A 17,899-nucleotide genomic window follows, 5' to 3' on the forward strand; every position below is an offset into this window, starting at 1 on the left:
CGGCCGGATAGTCCAGATTCAACCAAAGTCGAATCCAAGGCCAGCGCGAACAGCCGGCCGGACGCGCCCAAGCTGCGTCAGATTGCAGCGGCCGCTTTCAACCGATCCCGCACCTTGCCGGCGATGGTCCGGTAGATCGCCGCGTGCGGACCGTTCGGCTCGCTCTCCACCACCGGCGTGCCAGCATCGGAGCTGGCGCGAATCTCCATGTGCAGCGGCACCTCGCCGAGGAACGGCACGCCGAGTCGCTCGGCCTCGTGCGCCGCGCCGCCGTGCCCGAAGATGTCCGAGCGCGTGCCGCAATGCGGGCACATGAAGTAGCTCATGTTCTCGATGATGCCGAGCACCGGCACGTCGACCTTGGTGAACATCGCGAGGCCGCGGCGCGCGTCGATCAGCGCGAGGTCCTGTGGCGTCGAAACGATCACCGCCCCTTTCAGCGGCACATTCTGCGCCAGCGTCAGCTGGGCGTCGCCGGTCCCGGGCGGCATATCGACCACCAGCACGTCGAGCTGGCCCCAATCGACGTCGCGCAGCATCTGGGTGATCGCCGACATCACCATCGGCCCGCGCCAGATCATCGGCGCTTCCTCGTCGACCAGGAAGCCGATCGACATCACCGACAGGCCGAAGCGCTTGATCGGGATCATCCGGCGGCTCTCGTCGAGTTCCGGCTTCTGGTGGATGCCGGTCAGCCGCGGCACCGAGGGGCCGTAAATATCCGCGTCGAGCAGTCCGACCCGCAGCCCCTGATCGCGCAGCCCGAGCGCGAGGTTGAGCGCCGTGGTCGACTTGCCGACGCCGCCTTTGCCCGACGCCACCGCGATCACCGCGCGGACGCCCGGGATCTCCGCCTGTTTGGACATCGGCGACTGAGCGCCTCCCGTCGGGGCCGGACGATGCGCCGAGGCCGGCGCGACGCCGGTGCGCTGCGGCTGCGGGGCGCCCGGCTTGCGCTCGGCGGTCAGCGCGACAAGCGCGCTGACGACGCCGGGAACCGCGCGCACGGCCGCTTCAGCAGCGGCCCGCACGCTTTCCCAGGCCCGCGCTTCGGCGGCGTCGACGTTGATCGAGAAGTACACCTTGCCGTCGGTGACGGCGATCTCGGAGAGCACGTCCGCTTGCATCAGCGGAACGCCGCGCGGGGTCGCCACCTTGGCCAGGCTGTCGCGAATCTGTTGCTGGGTGACGCTCAATGCAAATCTCCTCCGCCGGTCGGCCCTCAACGATCACATGGCACCGCGCGGTTCAAGGCCGGAATTGGACCGGGCACGTCGCGGCGGCGTGATCGCCGCGCCTCGCGGCGCCGATGAGCCTGCTGCAGTGCAAGACAGCGTCGCCCATGCGCGCTCGACAAATCGCCGGTCGGCCTCTTGCCCGCCAAACCTCGCGGCCTATGCTGCAGCCCCTGCCGCCGGCCTGCATCAGGCCGCCCGCTCCCTCAATTCATCTATCCGGCGCTTCGTTCAAGCCGCGCAATGAAGGGTACAGACATGGCCAAAGTCGCTTTCCTCGGTCTCGGCGTGATGGGTTTTCCGATGGCCGGACATCTCGTCAAGAAGGGAGGCCACGAGGTCACCGTCTATAACCGCACGCCAGCCAAGGCCAAGGCGTGGGCCGATCAGTTCGGCGGCAAGACCGCGGCGACGCCGGCCGAGGCCGCCACGGGTCAGGACTTCGTGATGGCCTGCGTCGGCAACGACAACGACCTGCGCTCGGTGACGCTCGGCCCGGACGGCGCCTTCGCGGCGATGAAGGCCGGCGCGCTGTTCGTCGATCACACCACGGCTTCCGCCGAGGTCGCGCGCGAGCTGGATGCTGCCGCCGTCAAGGCCGGCTTCGGCTTCATCGATGCGCCGGTGTCGGGCGGACAGGCCGGTGCCGAAAATGGCGTGCTGACGGTGATGTGCGGCGGCGATCCGGCCGCCTATGCGCGTGCCGAGCCGGTGATCGCGTCCTACGCGCGGATGTGCAAGCTGCTCGGCCCGGCCGGCTCCGGCCAGCTCACCAAGATGGTCAACCAGATCTGCATCGCCGGACTGGTGCAGGGCCTGTCGGAGGGCATCCATTTCGCCAAGAAGGCCGGGCTCGACGTCAACGCGGTGATCGACACCATCTCGAAGGGCGCGGCGCAGTCCTGGCAGATGGAGAACCGGCACAAGACGATGAACGACGGCAAATACGATTTCGGCTTCGCGGTCGAATGGATGCGCAAGGATCTGTCGATCTGCCTCGCCGAATCCCGCCGCAACGGCGCCAGCCTGCCGGTCACCGCCCTGGTCGACGCCTTCTATGCCGAAGTCGAGAAGCTCGGCGGCCGCCGCTGGGACACCTCCAGCCTGCTGGCCCGGCTGGAGCGCTGAGGCGCGCCATCCACACCATGCCGACGATCGCGGTGTTTACCTTCCGGTAACCGCGATCGTTAGCACGTCGTTAACCGGAATATCTTTCCCTCTAAGGCTACTCTTAAGGATTTCTCGCCAGATATAGGCTGATGTAACTGCGCGCGTTTTTTGCGCTGGAATCGTGTTGGTGATGAGTGAGTCCACCGAAAAGCCCGAAGTTTTCCAGCTTCCGGCTGAGGACCCGGTGGTCGCCCCGGCCCGCAACCGGCGCGCCGCCGCTCAGCGCGTACGCGAAGCGCGCGACCGGCTGACTTCGACCAGCGGCACCCGCCCCGCCTTCGATCATGAACTGATCCGCCAATACGCCCAGACCCGGCTGTCGGCCTCCTTCGTCATCATGCTGCTGGTGATCGCCACCGGCGCGCTGTTCGGGTTCTGGATCGACCCGATCACCGCGGCGGTCTGGGCGGTCGCGATGCTCTCCATCCACGCCGTGGTGATCCGCGGCTGCAAGCGCTTCCTGCAGGAGCCGGCGTCGCCACAGAGCACGCGGTCGTGGCACCGGCGCTTCGTGATCCTCGACCTGTTTTACGGCCTCGGCTGGACCTCCATCCTGGTTCATCCGCTGGGACTGAGCACCGTCTCCAACACGCTGCTGATGTTCCTGATGCTGCTGGTCGTCGCTGTCTCCAGCATGCTGGCGGCGAGCCTGCCGATCGCGGCGCTGGCGGCGACCGTTCCGGTGACCTGCGCGATCGCGCTCAACTTCGCGCTCGGCGGCACGCTCGACGGCTACGTGCTGGCGGCCCTGACGGTCGCGGCCGAGGCGTGCTTCGCGCTGCTGTCGCATCGCCTGCATTCGACGACGCTGGCGACGCTGGAGGCGCGCGCCGAGAAGGACGCGCTGATCGGCGAACTCGAACAGTCGAAGGCGATCTCCGACGAGGCGCGTCACCGCGCCGAGGCCGCCAACGTGGCGAAATCGCGATTCCTCGCGCAGATGAGCCACGAACTGCGCACGCCGCTCAATGCCATTCTCGGCTTCTCCGAGGTGATGAAGAGCGAGATCTTCGGCGGCCACGCCGTTCCGGTTTACAAGGATTACTCCGGCGACATTCACAATTCCGGCGTCCACCTGCTCAACCTGATCAACGAAATCCTCGATCTGTCACGCATCGAAGCCGGCCGCTACGAACTCAATGAGGAAGCGATCTCGCTGGTGCACGTGGTGAGCGACTGCCATCACCTGCTCAAGCTGCGCGCCAGCAGCCGCGGCATCACGATCCACGAAGTATTCGAGCAGGGCATGCCGCGGCTATGGGGCGACGAGCGCGCGGTGCGTCAGGTCGTGCTGAACCTGTTGTCGAATTCGATCAAGTTCACGCCGCAGGGCGGCGAGATCTGGCTCAAGGTCGGCTGGACCGCGTCCGGCGGGCAGTATCTCAGCGTCAAGGACACCGGCTCGGGAATTCCGGAAGAGGAAATTCCGATCGTACTGGCGTCGTTCGGCCAGGGCTCCAATTCGATCAAATCCGCCGAACAGGGCGCCGGCCTCGGTCTGCCGATCGCCAAGAGCCTGATCGACATGCACGGCGGCACTTTCACGCTGAAGTCGAAGCTGCGGATCGGCACCGAGGTGATCGTCACCTTCCCGCCGGAGCGCGTGATGTCGGCGCTCGCGCCGATGGCCGACGAAGCGCCGCTGCAGCCGAGCCTCACCGAAACCGACGATCGCAGCCGCGCACGCGGCAAGCCGATCATGAATGCCGGCACCGGATTGTAGCGATGGGGACTTGCGGAAATCATCCAATGTCCGTCACTAGCGGCTATGAGCATCGAAACGCCCTGCATTGCGGTCTGCCTGATCGATCCGCAAACCAGCCTGTGCTTCGGCTGCGGCCGCACCCTGCCGGAAATCGCACGCTGGCATCGCCTCGACCGCGACGAGCGCCTCACCATCATGGCGGCGCTGCCGGCACGGATGGCCGAAGCCGGGCTCGAACCGCCCGAGCCGCGCCCGGCCCCCGCGCGCTGACAGGTGCCACGTGAGCCGGCTGCTGCTGGTCCTGGCCGTGCTGCTGGGCACCGCCGGCGCGGTCGTGGCCTATGGCGATCCGAAGCGCATTTCCGACGCCGGCGACGCGGTTTCCACCATGGTGCGCAAGCGGGTGGCGGCGGCGACGGCCGCGGCGGCTCACGATCGGGTGGTGCAGATTCCGCGCGGCACCGGCGGTGAATTCGCGGTGCGCGCCAAGGTGAACGGCGTCAGCGCGCCGATGGTGATCGACACCGGTGCGACGTCGGTGGTCCTCACCTACGAGACCGCCAAGGCCGCCGGGCTGCCGCTGGAAATCCTCGATTACAACGTCGATCTCGACACGGTCGGCGGCCGCACCCGCGCCGCGAGGCTGTCGCTCGACAGCATCGCGATCGGCAAGCTGGTGGAGCGCTCGGTGCCGGCCCTGGTGGTCCCGCGCGGCCAGATGAAGACCAACCTGCTCGGCATGAGCTTCCTCGACCGGCTGGAGAGCTGGGAGGTGCGCGCCGATCAGCTTCGGCTGCACGGCTATCCGTAGCCGCGCGCTCAGGCCGCCTCGGCCGACGCCCTATCGGTGACGGCGACCATCGCCTTCAGCAGCACGCTGGCATCGGCATCCGGCCGAACGCCGAATTCCGACAGATAGCGGCGGAACGCGCGCGCGCCGGGCACGCCCTGATACGCGCCGATCAGATGCCGGGTGATCGCGTGCAGCCGCAGGCCCTGCGCGAGCTGACGCTCGATATACGGGATCAGCGCCTCAAGCGCGTCCTTCATGGTCGGATACGGCCGCTCCTCGCCGAACAGCTCCGGATCGACATCGAGCAACCGCCACGGATCCTGATAGGCGGCGCGGCCGAGCATCACGCCATCGACATGGGCGAGATGCAGCTTCGCCTCGGCGATGCTCTTGATGCCGCCGTTGATGATGATCGGGACAGTCGGCATCGCCTGCTTGAGGCGATAGACGCGATCGTAGTCGAGCGGCGGGATATCGCGGTTTTCCTTCGGCGACAGGCCGTTCAGCCAGGCCTTGCGGGCGTGCACGATCAGCGCATCGACCCCGGCGGCGACCACCGCGCGCGCCAGCGCGTCGAGCGCGACTTCCGGGTCCTGATCGTCGATGCCGATGCGGCATTTGACCGTTACCGGCACCTTCACCGCGGCCTTCATGGCTGCGACGCAATCGGCGACGAGCTGCGGCTCCGCCATCAGGCAGGCGCCGAACCGCCCCTCCTTCACGCGATCCGACGGACAGCCGACATTGATGTTGATCTCGTCGTAGCCGAAATCCTCGCCGATCTTCGCGCAGGTCGCGAGGTCGCGCGGATCGGAGCCGCCGAGCTGCAGCGCGACCGGATGCTCCGCCGGATCGAACCCGAGCAGCCGATGCCGATCGCCATGAATGATCGCGCCGGTCGTGACCATCTCGGTGTAGAGCCGCGCCCGCTTCGTCAGCAGCCGATGGAACACGCGGCAGTGCGTATCACTCCAGTCCATCATCGGAGCGGTACAGAATCTAAATGCCTGACTGGTCACACGTTTTCCGGCCGGTTGAGGTGGGTCGCGTTTCTCCCCGCTGTCTTACGCCATCTCGCGGCGTTTTTGTATCTCCGGAACGGACCGATGGGGCCAGGCCGCTCCGATCACGCCGGATGGACCACAGGCTCTGCTGTTGCCTCTTCGACATCGGCCGAATGCATCTTGGCCAACAGAACGTAGGCCGCAGGGACCACGTAGAGCGTGAACAGGGTTCCGATCGCAAGCCCGGTGCCGATCACCAGCCCGAGATTGTAGCGCGCGGACGCGCCCGCGCCGGAGGCGATGATCAGCGGAACTACGCCGAGCACCATGGCGGCCGTGGTCATCAGGATCGGCCGAAGGCGAAGCGTCGCCGCCGCGATGATCGCGTCCCGTTTCGATTTGCCGGCGATCTGCTCCTCGTTTGCGACCTCGAGCATCAGGATGCCGTGCTTGCTGATCAAGCCCATCAGAGTGGTCAGGCCGACCTGGGTGTAGATGTTGATGCTCGCACCGCCGATACCAAGGCTGATGAAGATCAGCGCGCCGGCGAGCGACATCGGGACCGACAGCAGGATCACGATCGGATCGCGGAAACTGTTGAACAGCGCCGCGAGCGACAGGAAGATCACGATCAGCGCGAACGCGAAGGTAGTGACGAAGCCGCCGCTCTCCTGAACATACTGCCGGGATGCGCCGCCGAAGTCGATCGTATAGCCCGCCGGCAGGGTGCGCTTGGCCAGATCCTTCAAGGCCGCAATCGCATCGCCGGTCGCGATTCCCGGCGCGACGACGCCCGCGATCGTTGCGGCATTGACCTGCTGGAAGTGATTGAGCGATTCCGGAACGGTCTTCTTCTGAATGCGCGCGACCGTTGACAGCGGCACCATCGTGTTATCAGACGCACGGATATAATAATCGAGCACCTGGTCGGTGTTCAGCCGCGCCTCCTGTTTCACCTGCGGAATCACCTTGTAGGAGCGTCCGTCGAGGCTGAAGTAGTTCACATAGCCACCGCCCAGCAGGCTGGACAAGGCGGAGCCGACGTCGCTCATCTTGAGACCGAGCAACGAGGTCTTCTCGCGATCGATGACGACCGAGGCGCGCGGCTGGTCGATCTTCAGATCGTTATTAAGGAAGATGAACAGGCCGGTGTTCAGCGCGTCCTGCATGAATTTGTCGGCGACGCTGTTGAGCTTGTCGAAGCCGTCGGAAGTGCCGATCACAACCTGCATCGGCAGACCGTTCGACCCCGGCAGCGGCGACTGCTGGAACGCGACGATCTTCTGACCGGCGATCTCGTTCAGCTCCTGCTGGATCATCGGCTGAAGCGTCTTCGTCGTCGCCCCGCGCTGATCCCACGGCTTGAGCACCCAACCCGCGATGCTGGTGCTCTGCGCCTCCACCTGAAACACCGCCTCAGTCTCGGCATGCTTCTTGAACGTCTCGTACGCCTGCTGGGTGTAGAGCAGCTTCTGCTGCAGGGTCGCATCCGGCGCAGACACGCTCTGCGCCAGGATAATGCCCTGATCCTCTTCCGGGGCGAGTTCGCTCTGCGAAGAGGTGTAGAGCCAGTACACGCTGCCCAGGATCAGAACGGCGAACACCGTGATCACCGGAAGATAATTCAGCGCGCCGGCAAGCGAGCGGGAATATGCGGCCGTCACCCGCCCCATCACCCGGTCGACCGCGAGCACCATGCGGGATTCGAGATCGCCGCCGGCGTGATCCACCGGCTTGAGCATGTTGGCTGACATCATCGGCGTCAGCGTCAGCGCGACAATGGCCGAGATCGTCACCGCGCCCACCAGCGTGAAGGCGAACTCGGTGAACAGCGCGCCGGTGAGGCCGCCCTGGAAGCCGATCGGAACGTACACGGCGATCAGCACGACGGTCATCGCGATGATCGGATTGGCGAGCTGCCGCGCGGCGGCGAACGCCGCCTGGCGCGCGGTCATCCCCTCTTCCATATGATGATTGACGCTCTCCACCACGATGATCGCATCATCGACGACAAGCCCGATCGCGAGCACGAGCGCCAACAGCGTCAGCAGATTGATGCTGAAGCCGAACACCAGCATCATCAGGAAGGTGCCGACCAGCGACAGCGGGATCGCGATCACCGGAATCAATACGGAGCGCCACGACCCGAGGAACGCGAACACCACCAGCGTCACGATCACCAGCGCCTCCACCAGCGTATGGATCACTTCGCTGATCGAGCTGTTGACGAACTCGGAGCTGTCGTAGATCACCCCCATCGTCAGCCCGTTGGGTAACTGCTGTTCGATCCCGGGCAGCGCCGCGCGCACACCCTTGATGACGTCGAGCAAATTGGCGGTCGGCGCGATCTGGATTCCGATGTAGACGGACTGCCGCCCATTGAACATCGTGGCGGATTCGTAGTCGTCCGAGCCGAGCGTCACGTTGGCGACGTCCTGCAGCCGAACGATCGCGCCGTTGGCCTGCTTGACGATCAGCTTCTTGAACTCGTCCACGCTGTGCAGGCTGGTGGACGCTGTCAGGTTGACCTGCACCATCTGGCCCTTGGTGTTGCCGAGGCTCGCGATGTAGTCGTTGTTACTGAGCGCGGTCGAGACGTCGCTCGCCGTCACCCCGTAGGCCGCGAGCCGGATCGGATCGAGCCACGCCCGCATCGCGAAGGTCTTGCTGCCGAGCAATTCGGCCGTCTGCACGCCCTCCACCGACTGCAACTTCGGCTGCACCACGCGCAGCAGATAGTCCGTGATCTGGTTGCTCGCGATCACGTCGCTGCGGAAACCGATATACATCGAGTCGATCGTCTGCCCGACCTTCACGGTCAGGACCGGCTGCTGGGTGCCGGACGGCAACTGGTTGAGCACCGAATTGACCTTGGTGTTGATCTCGGTGAGCGCCTTGCCGGTGTCGTAGTTGAGCCGCAGGTTGATCGAGATGGTGCTCGTGCCCGTCGTACTGGTCGACGTCATGTAGTCGATCCCGTTCGCCTGGGCGACGGCGTTCTCCAAGGGCTGCGTGATGAAGCCGGCGACGACATCGGGATCGGCGCCCGGGTAGGACGTGGTCACCGTGACGATCGCATTCTGCGTCCGTGGATATTGCAGGATCGGCATCCCGCTCATCGCGCGCAAGCCGAGCACGAGGATCATCACGCTGACCACGATGGCCAGCACAGGCCGGCGGATGAAGATGTCGGTGAAGGACGCCATGGGAGCTCCGCTCAGCGGTCGACGATCGTGGGATTGGCGTCATCCGTCGGGACGACGGCGTTGTTCACCTTGACCTGCGAACCGTTGTGCAGCTTCATCTGCCCGGCGATCACCACCTGATCGCCCGCCTGTACGCCGGAGGTGACGGCGATCTGATCGCCGCGTGTCTCGCCGGTTTTGACGAACACCTGCTTCACGGCCAGTCCGGTGCTGGAGCCGTCCTTTTTCTCGACCAGGAAAACGACGTCGCCATAGGGATTCTCGCTGATGGCGGTCTGCGGCAGGGTCACGAATCCAGCGGGATCGCCGATCAGGATCTCCACGGTGGCGAACATGCCCGGGACGAGCCGATGGTCGGCATTGGCGAACTCGGCCCGCACCTGAACGTTGCGCGATGTACTATCGACCTTCGGACTGATCGCGGTGATGGTACCGTCGAAGGCGGCGTCGGGGTACGTATCGACGCGCGCCTTCACGCTCTGCCCCGACCTGACGTTGGCGAGCGCCTGTTGCGGCAGATAGAAATCGACAAATACCGGGTCGAGCGACTGCAGCGTGACCACTGTGGTGCCGGCGCTGACATATTGGCCGAGATCGACCGAGCGAATCCCGAGCCGACCCGAGAATGGCGCCGTCAGGATCTTCTTGTTGACGATTGCCTGCTGCTGCGCCACCTGGGCGATGGCTTTCTTCAAGTTGGCGGCATCGCTGTCGATCGTGGCCTGGCTGACGGCGTGGATCTTGATCTGCTCCTGATCGCGCCTGAGGACGATCCCATTGAGATCGGCCGTCGCCTTGAGTGAGTCGAGATTGGCGATATCGTCATCGGCGCGCAGCCGCATCAGCACCTGACCTTCCCGAACATCATCGCCTGACTTGAAGTTCAGCTCGGTCACCGTTCCGGAGGTCTCGAGCGCCAGGTCGGCGCCCTTCTCGGCGCGCACGCTGCCGACCGCCTTGATGGTGGTCTGCCAGGGCGTCATCGTGGCCTGCGTCGTCGCCACGGTCTGCGGCGGATCGCGTAGCGAGGCGAGCGCCTGCTTGATCATGCTCGCCTTGAACGTCTGAAAGCCATACAGCGCGCCGAACACGAGGCCGACGGCGGCCAGCATGATGATCATACGTTTCTTCATTCGTATCTCTCCTGTCCGCCGGCGATCAGCGGCTGGCGCTCAGTCTTCGCGGACGATCCGATCAATGATCCTGAAACAAGCCCGCCCGCGTGCGAGGGACGGCCTGCGCGGTCTCATCCATGCGATTCCACCAGCCGCCGCCGAGCGCCTGGTACAACGCCGCCGTGTCGCTGAAGCGCGACGCTTGTGCCTTGACGCGGGCGATGACCGCCTGCTGATAGTTCTGCTGCGCGGTGAGCACGGAAGGATAGGTCACGGCGCCGGACAGGTACTGCGAGCGCGCGATCTTCAGATTGTCCTGAGCGGCGCGCTCATAGGCGAGTTGTGCTTTCAGCGTTTTGGCATCGGCCTGAATGGCGCGCAGCGAGTCCGCGACGTTCTGGAACGCCGTGATCACCGTGCTCTTGTAGCTGGCGAAGGCCTGCTCGCGCAGCGCGATCGCCGCCTCCTTGTCGTGGAACAGCGTGCCGCCGTCGAACACCGTCTGGGCGACGCTGCCCGCGACGCTCCAGGCCGCCGAACTCGGCGAGAACAGCTTGTCGGGTGTCAGGCTGGAGCCGCCGAAACTGCCGGTGATCTTCACCTGCGGCAGCATATTGGCGATATCGACGCCGACGGTGGCGGTCGCCTTGTGCAAACTGGCCTCGGCCGAAGCGATGTCGGGTCGCTGGCGCACCAGCGCGGACGGCACGCTGACCGGCAGATTGCGCGGTAGCGTCAGACTGGCAAGGCTGACGTGCTCGCCCCGATCCTGGCTGGGCAGCCGTCCAAGATAGGCCATCAACTGATTGCGCTGCTGCGCCAGTTGCTTTTCCAGAGGCGGCAAGGTCGCCTGCGTCTGGGCCAAGGTCGATTGCTGCGACAGCACGTCCGAGCGCGCCACCGCGCCGAGGTCGAACTGACGCTGGACGAGCGTGAGCTGCTCCTGCTCCGACTTGATGATGTCGTTGGTGGCGTCGATCTGGGCCCGAAGCGAGGCGTCATTGATCGCCGCCGTCACGACGTTCGCGGTGAGACTGAGATAGCTCGCTTCGAGCTGGAAGCGCTGATAGTCCGCCTGCGCCTGCAGCGCCTCGATCTGGCGGCGCGTGCCGCCCCAGACGTCGAGCGCGTAGCTGACGCTGACATTGGCATTGTAGAGATTGAACAGGCTGCCCGAGCCGGTCTGGCCGAGCGTGGCGGGCGACACCAACTCCCGGGTCGCACTGCTGCTCGCGGAGATCTGGGGAAACAGCGCCCCCTGTTCGGCCAGCACATTCTCGCGGGCGGCCCGCAGCGCGGCCTGCGCCCCTGCGATGTCGGGATGGTTCTGGATCGCCTCGGCGACGAAGTCGTTGATCTGCCGGTTGCGAAAGATCGACCACCAGTCCCCGGGCAGATCGCGGCCCGTACTGAAGGCCTGCGCCTCCCCGGCATGCGTCTCCGCCGAACTGGTTGGCGGCAGGCTGGTTTCCCTGACGTACCCGGTAACCGCAGGGGCCTCCAGCGGGACAAAGTCGGGCCCGGCCATGCACCCCGCCAGCAGCAGCAGGGAGACCTGACTGGCAGCCCTCCCCGCCCACAACCCGAACGCGCTAGCCTCGTGCTTCTTTAGAATCATGGCGGCCGAAACTTTTAGAAACTAAACTGTACAGTTCAGTTTATGGTTAGACCGCACTTTTGGGGGAGTCAATATGAACCGAACCGTTCAGTTCAATTCAATTTCGCCACGCCGATGACCGTTGTGGTGTCCTATGGCCAAGGCCGCGTTCGCCATCTGCGGCCAAAAGCGCAGCAGATCCTCGATGCCGCGCGGGTGATATTTCTCGACGCCGGCTTCGATGCCGCCTCGATGGATGCGATCGCCCGGCACGCGGGAGTGTCGAAGGCGACGCTTTATGCGCATTTCGAAAACAAGGAGGACCTGTTCGAGGCCCTGATCCGGTTCGAATGCCAGACGATCGGCGCCAGCTTCTATCGCCCCGACCCACTCGCGGAGGCCTGGGCCGAGGAGTTGGAGAAGCTGGCGACGAATCTTCGGAAGCTGTTCAGCGAGAACGACGTTCCTGCCATTTACCGGATCATCGTCCCCGTCGCGGCGCGCTTCCCGCGTTTGGCTCAGATTTTCTTCGAAGAAGGCCCGGGGGCCGCGATCCGCGACACCGCTGCGTATCTGCAAAGCCTTTCGGATACGGGTCGCTTGAAAATTCCGGATGCGGAGATTGCCGCCGAACAATTCATCTTCCTGGTCAGCGGCGACCTTGAGTTACGCGGGGCGCTTTGCCTGCCCGGGAAGTCGAAGGAAAAGAGTCGAGAACTGGCGCGCAGCAGCATCGCCATGTTCATCGGGCACTATTCGATGCCGCGATCTTCGACGCCATGAAGCGTCCATGCTGAGCGCGTTCGCACAATCGCAGGGCGTTCGGGTGCGGAAAACGCCTCGCTTCAACGGCCCGGCGTCCCGGCTCTGATTCCGGTTCGCGCCTGAGGCCTAGGCGTGAGCCAAGACGCCGCAGCATGGCGGTCGTGTGCGCCGGTCGAATGATTGACAGCGCGATCCACCCCCGACGATAGTTCCCTCGTCGCAATACGAGCCTGTGCCTCGTCGTTTCCAAACGCTTTGCGGCTCTTCGCCTCGTGACCTCGCGCACGAGCGGCAAGAACAGGTTCTTCGATGAAATTCACCACACGCCTGGTTCTTCTCGTCACCGTCTTGACCGTCAGCGCAACGCTGGTCACCGCGGCGCTGCTGACCTGGACGACACGGCGCGCCATCATCACCGAGGCGGAGGCGTCCGGCGAAAAGGTCGCGCGGCTGCTCGCGCGCAGCGCCAGCCTCGCCAGTTCGATCCCGACCGAAGTGGAATCGATCCTCGCCCAGGAGATGGTGGCGCAAGGCACCATTCTCGGGCACTTCGTCGAGGCAGCGGAACGTGCCGGCATGCCGCCGGAGGAAATCAATCGCCGGCTGAAGAGCATCACCGACGACACGACGCTCGACGAGATCTGGATCACCGACGACAACGGCCATGCTTATTTGCACAGCATGCCAGGCGTCGATTTCACCTTCAGCAACTCGCCGCAAGTCCAGCCGCAGGCCTATGCATTTCACGATCTGCTGGACGGCAAACAGAAAGTCGTCAACCAGGAAGCCCGCAAGCGCGATATCGACAACGAGCACTTCAAGTACGTCGGCGTCGGCGGCATCGACAAGCCGCGGATCATCCAGGTCGGCCGCAGTGCGAAATTTCTCGAGCAGCTCACCCAGAAAGTCGGGCTGCCGCGTACGGTCGAGAATCTGCTCGCCGACGGCGACATCGACGCGGTCTGGGTGTTCGATCGCAAGCTCGACGCGCTGGTCGGACCTGGCGTCTACGGCGCCAATCTGCGGGACGGACCGAACCAGAAGGAGCTCGGCCCGGTCCAGCTGGTGATCGCCGACGGACAGACGCGCCATGTCGAGAGCCGCAACAATCTCAGCGTCATCGCGCCGGTGCGGAACGAGCAGAAGGAAATCGTCGGTGCGGCGCTGGTGCGGCTGCCGATGAACCGGGTGTGGGCGACCGTGCAGAGCCAGGCCGAGATCGCCGCCGTCACCGCCTCGGCGATCGCCGCAATCGGCATCCTGCTGTCGATCGCCGTGGCGCGCTATCAATCGGCGCCGTTGCGCCGGATCACCCGCGCCGCCGCTGCGCTGGAAGCACATAAATTCGACCCCAAGCTGCTGTCGCCAGTGCTGAGGCGCCGCGACGAACTCGGGCAACTGGCGCGGGTGTTCACCGGCATGGCCGGCCAGGTCGCGGCCCGCGAAGAGTATCTCGACTCCATGGTGAAGCAGCGCACCGAAGAACTGGAAAACCGCAACCGCAGTCTCGAAGGACTCTCGGCCGCGCTGTCGAAGTATCTGTCGCCGCAGGTCTACTCCTCGATTTTCAGCGGCCGCCAGGTCGCCGAGATCGCTTCGAAGCGCAAGAAGTTGACGATCTTTCTGTCGGACATCGCCAACTTCACCGCGACCACCGACAAGCTCGAGTCCGAAGACCTCACCGCGATGCTCAATCGCTATCTCGCCGAGATGGCGCAGATCGCGCTCAAGCACGGCGCCACCATCGACAAATATGTCGGCGACGCGGTGCTCGCCTTCTTCGGCGACCCGGAAAGCCGCGGCGTCAAGGAGGACGCGATCGCCTGCGTCATGATGGCGATCGAGATGCAGCAGAAGCTGAAGCAGCTGGAAGCCGAGTGGATGGAGACCGGTGCGGAGCGTCCGTTCCGCGCCCGCATCGGCATCAACACCGGCTATTGCACGGTCGGCAATTTCGGCAGCCCGGACCGGATGGACTACACCATCGTGGGCGGCGAAGTGAACCTGACGTCCCGGCTCGAGCAGAGCTGCGAGCCGGGGTCGATCCTGATCTCGCACGTCACCTGGTCGCTGGTGAACGAGATGATCGATGCCGAAGAACGTCCGGCGTTGAGCGTGAAGGGCTTCGGCGAGCCGGTGCGCGCCTATGCGGTGCGCGGCGTCAAGGCCGTGGCGCCGACCGCCGTGATCCGCAAGGAATTGCCCGGGATGCGGCTGTTCATCGACACGGCCGCGGCCGATCGCGGAGAGGTGCGCGAGACGCTCGCCAAAGTGGTCGAGGATCTCGATAACGCCTGAGGTCGCCGGTCGCCGCGCTCGCATTGCAGGCACGACTTCCCAACGTCGGGAAACTGCCTATCTAGGGCCTCAAACCTTCGAGGCCCCTCCCATATGAAAAAGATCGGCTTTCTTTCGTTCGGCCATTGGTCGCCGTCGCCGCAATCCGGCACGCGCTCGGCGGCCGATGCCTTGTTGCAATCGATCGAGCTGGCGCAGGCTGCCGAGCAGCTCGGCGCCGACGGTGCCTATGTTCGCGTGCATCATTTCGCCCGGCAACTCGCCTCGCCGTTTCCGCTGCTCGCCGCGATCGGTGCCAAGACCAGCCGCATCGAGATCGGCACCGCTGTGATCGACATGCGCTACGAGAACCCGCTGTACATGGCGGAGGATGCGGGCGCCGCCGACCTGATCGCGGGCGGCCGCCTGCAGCTCGGCATCAGCCGCGGCTCGCCCGAGCAGGTGATCGATGGCTGGCGCTATTTCGGCTATCAACCGGCCGAAGGACAGAGCGACGCCGACATGGGCCGTCGCCACACCGAAGTTCTGCTCGACGTGCTACGCGGCGAAGGCTTCGCCAAGCCGAACCCGCGGCCGATGTTTCCCAACCCGCCCGGGATGCTGCGGCTCGAGCCGCATTCCGAAGGGCTGCGCGACCGCATCTGGTGGGGCGCCGGCTCCAACGCCACGGCGGTGTGGGCCGCCAAGCTCGGCATGAACCTGCAGAGTTCAACGCTGAAAAACGACGAGACCGGCGAGCCGTTTCACGTCCAGCAGGCGGCACAGATCCGCGCCTATCGGGCGGCATGGCGGGAAGCCGGCCACACGCGGACTCCGCGCGTCTCGGTCAGCCGCAGCATCTTCGCCCTGGTCGACGATCGCGACCGCGCTTACTTCGGCGGCGAAGGTGGGCAGCAGGATCAGGTCGGTTATCTCGATGCGCAGACCCGGGCGATCTTCGGCCGCTCCTACGCGGCGGAGCCGGACAAGCTGATCGAACAGCTCAAGCAGGACGAGGCCATCGCCGAGGCCGACACGCTGCTGCTGACCGTGCCGAACCAGCTCGGCGTCGACTACAACGCGCACGTGATCGAGGCGATCCTCACCCACGTCGCGCCGGCGCTCGGCTGGCGCTGATCGCTCTGCGGCAGCCTTCGACCTCGGGCGATCCGGCGGCCCCGCTCAGCGCGGGCTTCGCTGCCGGCCGTCGCGCGAGCGTTCGCGCGCGGGGCGCTTGTCCGGCTCGACCTGGATTTCCTTCAAGGCGCCGTTGGACACGACATCGACGACGATCACCAGCCTGTTGTCGGTGAAGTGAAGCCCCGCGCTGACCGCCCGCCCCGCGCCGTATTTCTCGGCGATCCCGATCGCCTCGGTGAGCGGCATGCGCGATCGCTCAAAGGCCTCGACGTTGCGCTTGTCGTCGCCCTGCAATTCCGCCACCGGCATCACGACCATCGAGCTGATCACCTGGCGCGTCTTCACGTCGACCACCGTATCCCAGACGTTGCCGTCCTTGATGGACTTGATCTCGAAGAATGGCGCTCCGCCCTGATCGTTCAACGCCACGTCGTACACACGCGCGCCGCCGAGCTGACGCTCGACCATCGCCACGAGATCCGTTCCCGACGGGATTGATCCGACGACCAGCTCGGGCTCGGAAGCGCCGGCACCGGGCGCACGATCAACAGCCTCGGTTTCGCGCGCGGCCCGCGCGTCGGTCATCCCCTGCCCGATCAGACACAGCACCAGAACAGATGGGAGCAGAAGACTCCGTAAAGACATCGCCGCCTCGTTGATCCTCGACGCGGCACGTCACGGCGGCCGGGTCACTTTGTTAGTTTGCGCCAGCTACTCGCCGCACGCGGCTCGTCTCGGCCATCGGCGCCGCAGGCGGGGCGTCTGCGGGCGGCGCCTTCTCCCAAGCGTGGCCCGACATCGCCTTGTCGTAGCCGTACTGGAACAGATCGCGCATGTAGGCGGTGTTGAAGCCGGCAGGCGACACCGGACGATCGGCCTCGATGTAGCTGAGGTTGAAGCCGAACTTGTTGCGCCGAGCGAAGTCATAAGTGGTGTACAGGATCGATCGCGTCTGCGTCTTGACGATCGTCGATGACGAGCGCCCGGCGATCTCGAGCGTCCTGTCGGGAACCACCTGAAATTCCGGTTCGATCTTGTTGTTGATCAGGATGTAGAGCTGCAGGTCGAGCATCTTGCCCGATGCGTTTCGCAGCAGATAGGCCTCCGGCAGCGTCAACACCGGCGCCATCACGCCGCCGTCGACATGCATCTCCTGAAACCGCGCGCTGCCGGCCTCCGCATTGATTAGCATCGGCGGGAACACCGCCGGCAGGCTGGCGGACGCGGCGACGACGTCGCGGAACAGGTTGAGCGATTCCGGTGTCTGCAGCGACGCGATGCGGCCGAGATCCCAGATCACCGAGCGTTGCGAATCCAGGTTCGTCGTGACCACGAAGAGCATGCGCCCCTTGGCGTATTCGGACGCGACCGCAGCAACGAAGTCCTGGCTGATGTACTGCGCCACGAGCTCGCGCAGGCGCTTGTTGCCGAACAGGCCGGAACCGAAAATGGCGTTCAGCGGGTTCGGCGAGTCCAACAGCGTCTCGGCGATGCCGCTGGTGTAGAACTCACGCAGGGTCGGGTCGTATTGCGGCCCCAGGAACGCAAACGGCGCGATCAGCGCTCCCGTACTGACGCCCGAGACGATCGAGAAGTTCGGGCGCGTGCCGGCCGCGGTCCAGCCGTTGAGCAATCCCGCCCCATAGGCACCATCGGCCCCGCCGCCCGACAAGGCCAGATAGTATCGCGGGCCAGCAACCAGCTTCGTCCCGGCGAAAGCCGAGGCCGGCTCGTCGGCGTAGCGGCGCAGATCGTCCATGTTGAGGACGCGCGCAGCCTTCGCCTCGGCAACCGTATACGGCACGCGCGGCGGCGACGCGCACGCCGCCAGCATCCAACTCAGGGCGATAACAAGCGAAACGACGAGAGGCCGGGACATGCGACGCATGGTG

At 65.2% G+C, this 17,899-nt stretch carries 14 protein-coding genes; 7 read left to right on the forward strand and 7 right to left on the reverse strand.

The window, feature by feature from the left end; translation table 11 throughout:
• Window positions 1-77: 77 nt before the first annotated feature.
• Window positions 78-1,196: an Mrp/NBP35 family ATP-binding protein gene (locus ACFFJ6_RS11880; protein ID WP_378387875.1), complete on the reverse strand. Its 1,119-nt coding sequence runs from the start codon at window positions 1,194-1,196 to the stop codon at window positions 78-80.
• Between the two features lie 297 nt (window positions 1,197-1,493).
• On the opposite strand from ACFFJ6_RS11880, the gene ACFFJ6_RS11885 reads away from it, so the two are divergent.
• The 4 genes from ACFFJ6_RS11885 (at window position 1,494) to ACFFJ6_RS11900 (ending at window position 4,921) form a co-directional block, all read left to right on the forward strand.
• On the forward strand, window positions 1,494-2,363 hold the full coding sequence (locus ACFFJ6_RS11885; protein ID WP_378387877.1) for an NAD(P)-dependent oxidoreductase: 870 nt from the start codon (window positions 1,494-1,496) through the stop codon (window positions 2,361-2,363).
• A 172-nt stretch (window positions 2,364-2,535) separates the two neighbouring features.
• Entirely contained in the window at window positions 2,536-4,128 is a 1,593-nt protein-coding gene (locus ACFFJ6_RS11890; protein WP_378387879.1) for a sensor histidine kinase, read from the forward strand.
• Between the two features lie 45 nt (window positions 4,129-4,173).
• Window positions 4,174-4,380, forward strand: a complete 207-nt coding sequence (locus ACFFJ6_RS11895) for a DUF1289 domain-containing protein (RefSeq protein ID WP_378387881.1) — start codon at window positions 4,174-4,176, stop codon at window positions 4,378-4,380.
• Window positions 4,381-4,390: 10 nt separating this feature from the next.
• Entirely contained in the window at window positions 4,391-4,921 is a 531-nt protein-coding gene (locus ACFFJ6_RS11900) for a TIGR02281 family clan AA aspartic protease (protein WP_378387883.1), read from the forward strand.
• Between the two features lie 8 nt (window positions 4,922-4,929).
• Here the strand turns inward: ACFFJ6_RS11900 and dusA are convergent, their stop codons facing one another.
• The 4 genes from dusA to ACFFJ6_RS11920 all read right to left on the reverse strand — a co-directional run bounded on the left by dusA (window position 4,930) and on the right by ACFFJ6_RS11920 (window position 11,846).
• Window positions 4,930-5,922, reverse strand: coding sequence for a tRNA dihydrouridine(20/20a) synthase DusA (gene dusA / locus ACFFJ6_RS11905; protein ID WP_378387885.1), 993 nt, complete (start codon window positions 5,920-5,922; stop codon window positions 4,930-4,932).
• Window positions 5,923-6,029: 107 nt separating this feature from the next.
• Window positions 6,030-9,113 carry an efflux RND transporter permease subunit gene (locus ACFFJ6_RS11910; protein ID WP_378387887.1) on the reverse strand — a complete coding sequence of 1,028 codons (3,084 nt, stop codon included), beginning with the start codon at window positions 9,111-9,113 and terminating at the stop codon, window positions 6,030-6,032.
• 11 nt (window positions 9,114-9,124) lie between these two features.
• The gene (locus ACFFJ6_RS11915) at window positions 9,125-10,246 is read right to left on the reverse strand and encodes an efflux RND transporter periplasmic adaptor subunit (protein WP_378387889.1); all 1,122 of its coding nucleotides are present in this window, start codon (window positions 10,244-10,246) and stop codon (window positions 9,125-9,127) included.
• A 61-nt stretch (window positions 10,247-10,307) separates the two neighbouring features.
• Window positions 10,308-11,846 carry an efflux transporter outer membrane subunit gene (locus ACFFJ6_RS11920; protein ID WP_378387892.1) on the reverse strand — a complete coding sequence of 513 codons (1,539 nt, stop codon included), beginning with the start codon at window positions 11,844-11,846 and terminating at the stop codon, window positions 10,308-10,310.
• A 114-nt stretch (window positions 11,847-11,960) separates the two neighbouring features.
• On the opposite strand from ACFFJ6_RS11920, the gene ACFFJ6_RS11925 reads away from it, so the two are divergent.
• From ACFFJ6_RS11925 to ACFFJ6_RS11935, 3 genes are all read left to right on the forward strand, one after another.
• Window positions 11,961-12,608, forward strand: coding sequence for a TetR/AcrR family transcriptional regulator (locus tag ACFFJ6_RS11925; RefSeq protein ID WP_378387894.1), 648 nt, complete (start codon window positions 11,961-11,963; stop codon window positions 12,606-12,608).
• Window positions 12,609-12,899: 291 nt separating this feature from the next.
• Window positions 12,900-14,888 carry an adenylate/guanylate cyclase domain-containing protein gene (locus ACFFJ6_RS11930; RefSeq protein WP_378387896.1) on the forward strand — a complete coding sequence of 663 codons (1,989 nt, stop codon included), beginning with the start codon at window positions 12,900-12,902 and terminating at the stop codon, window positions 14,886-14,888.
• A gap of 93 nt (window positions 14,889-14,981) precedes the next feature.
• The gene (locus ACFFJ6_RS11935) at window positions 14,982-16,004 is read left to right on the forward strand and encodes an LLM class flavin-dependent oxidoreductase (RefSeq protein ID WP_378387898.1); all 1,023 of its coding nucleotides are present in this window, start codon (window positions 14,982-14,984) and stop codon (window positions 16,002-16,004) included.
• Between the two features lie 45 nt (window positions 16,005-16,049).
• Here ACFFJ6_RS11935 and ACFFJ6_RS11940 read toward each other — a convergent pair whose 3' ends face one another.
• Together ACFFJ6_RS11940 and ACFFJ6_RS11945 are read right to left on the reverse strand one after the other, a co-directional pair.
• Complete coding sequence (locus ACFFJ6_RS11940) at window positions 16,050-16,652, reverse strand: PepSY domain-containing protein (protein WP_378387901.1); 603 nt, start codon at window positions 16,650-16,652, stop codon at window positions 16,050-16,052.
• A 52-nt stretch (window positions 16,653-16,704) separates the two neighbouring features.
• On the reverse strand, window positions 16,705-17,895 hold the full coding sequence (locus ACFFJ6_RS11945; RefSeq protein WP_378387903.1) for a patatin-like phospholipase family protein: 1,191 nt from the start codon (window positions 17,893-17,895) through the stop codon (window positions 16,705-16,707).
• Between the last annotated feature and the right edge of the window lie 4 nt (window positions 17,896-17,899).

The sequence above is a fragment of the Rhodopseudomonas telluris genome, from assembly GCF_042432815.1.
Lineage (GTDB): Bacteria > Pseudomonadota > Alphaproteobacteria > Rhizobiales > Xanthobacteraceae > Rhodopseudomonas > Rhodopseudomonas telluris.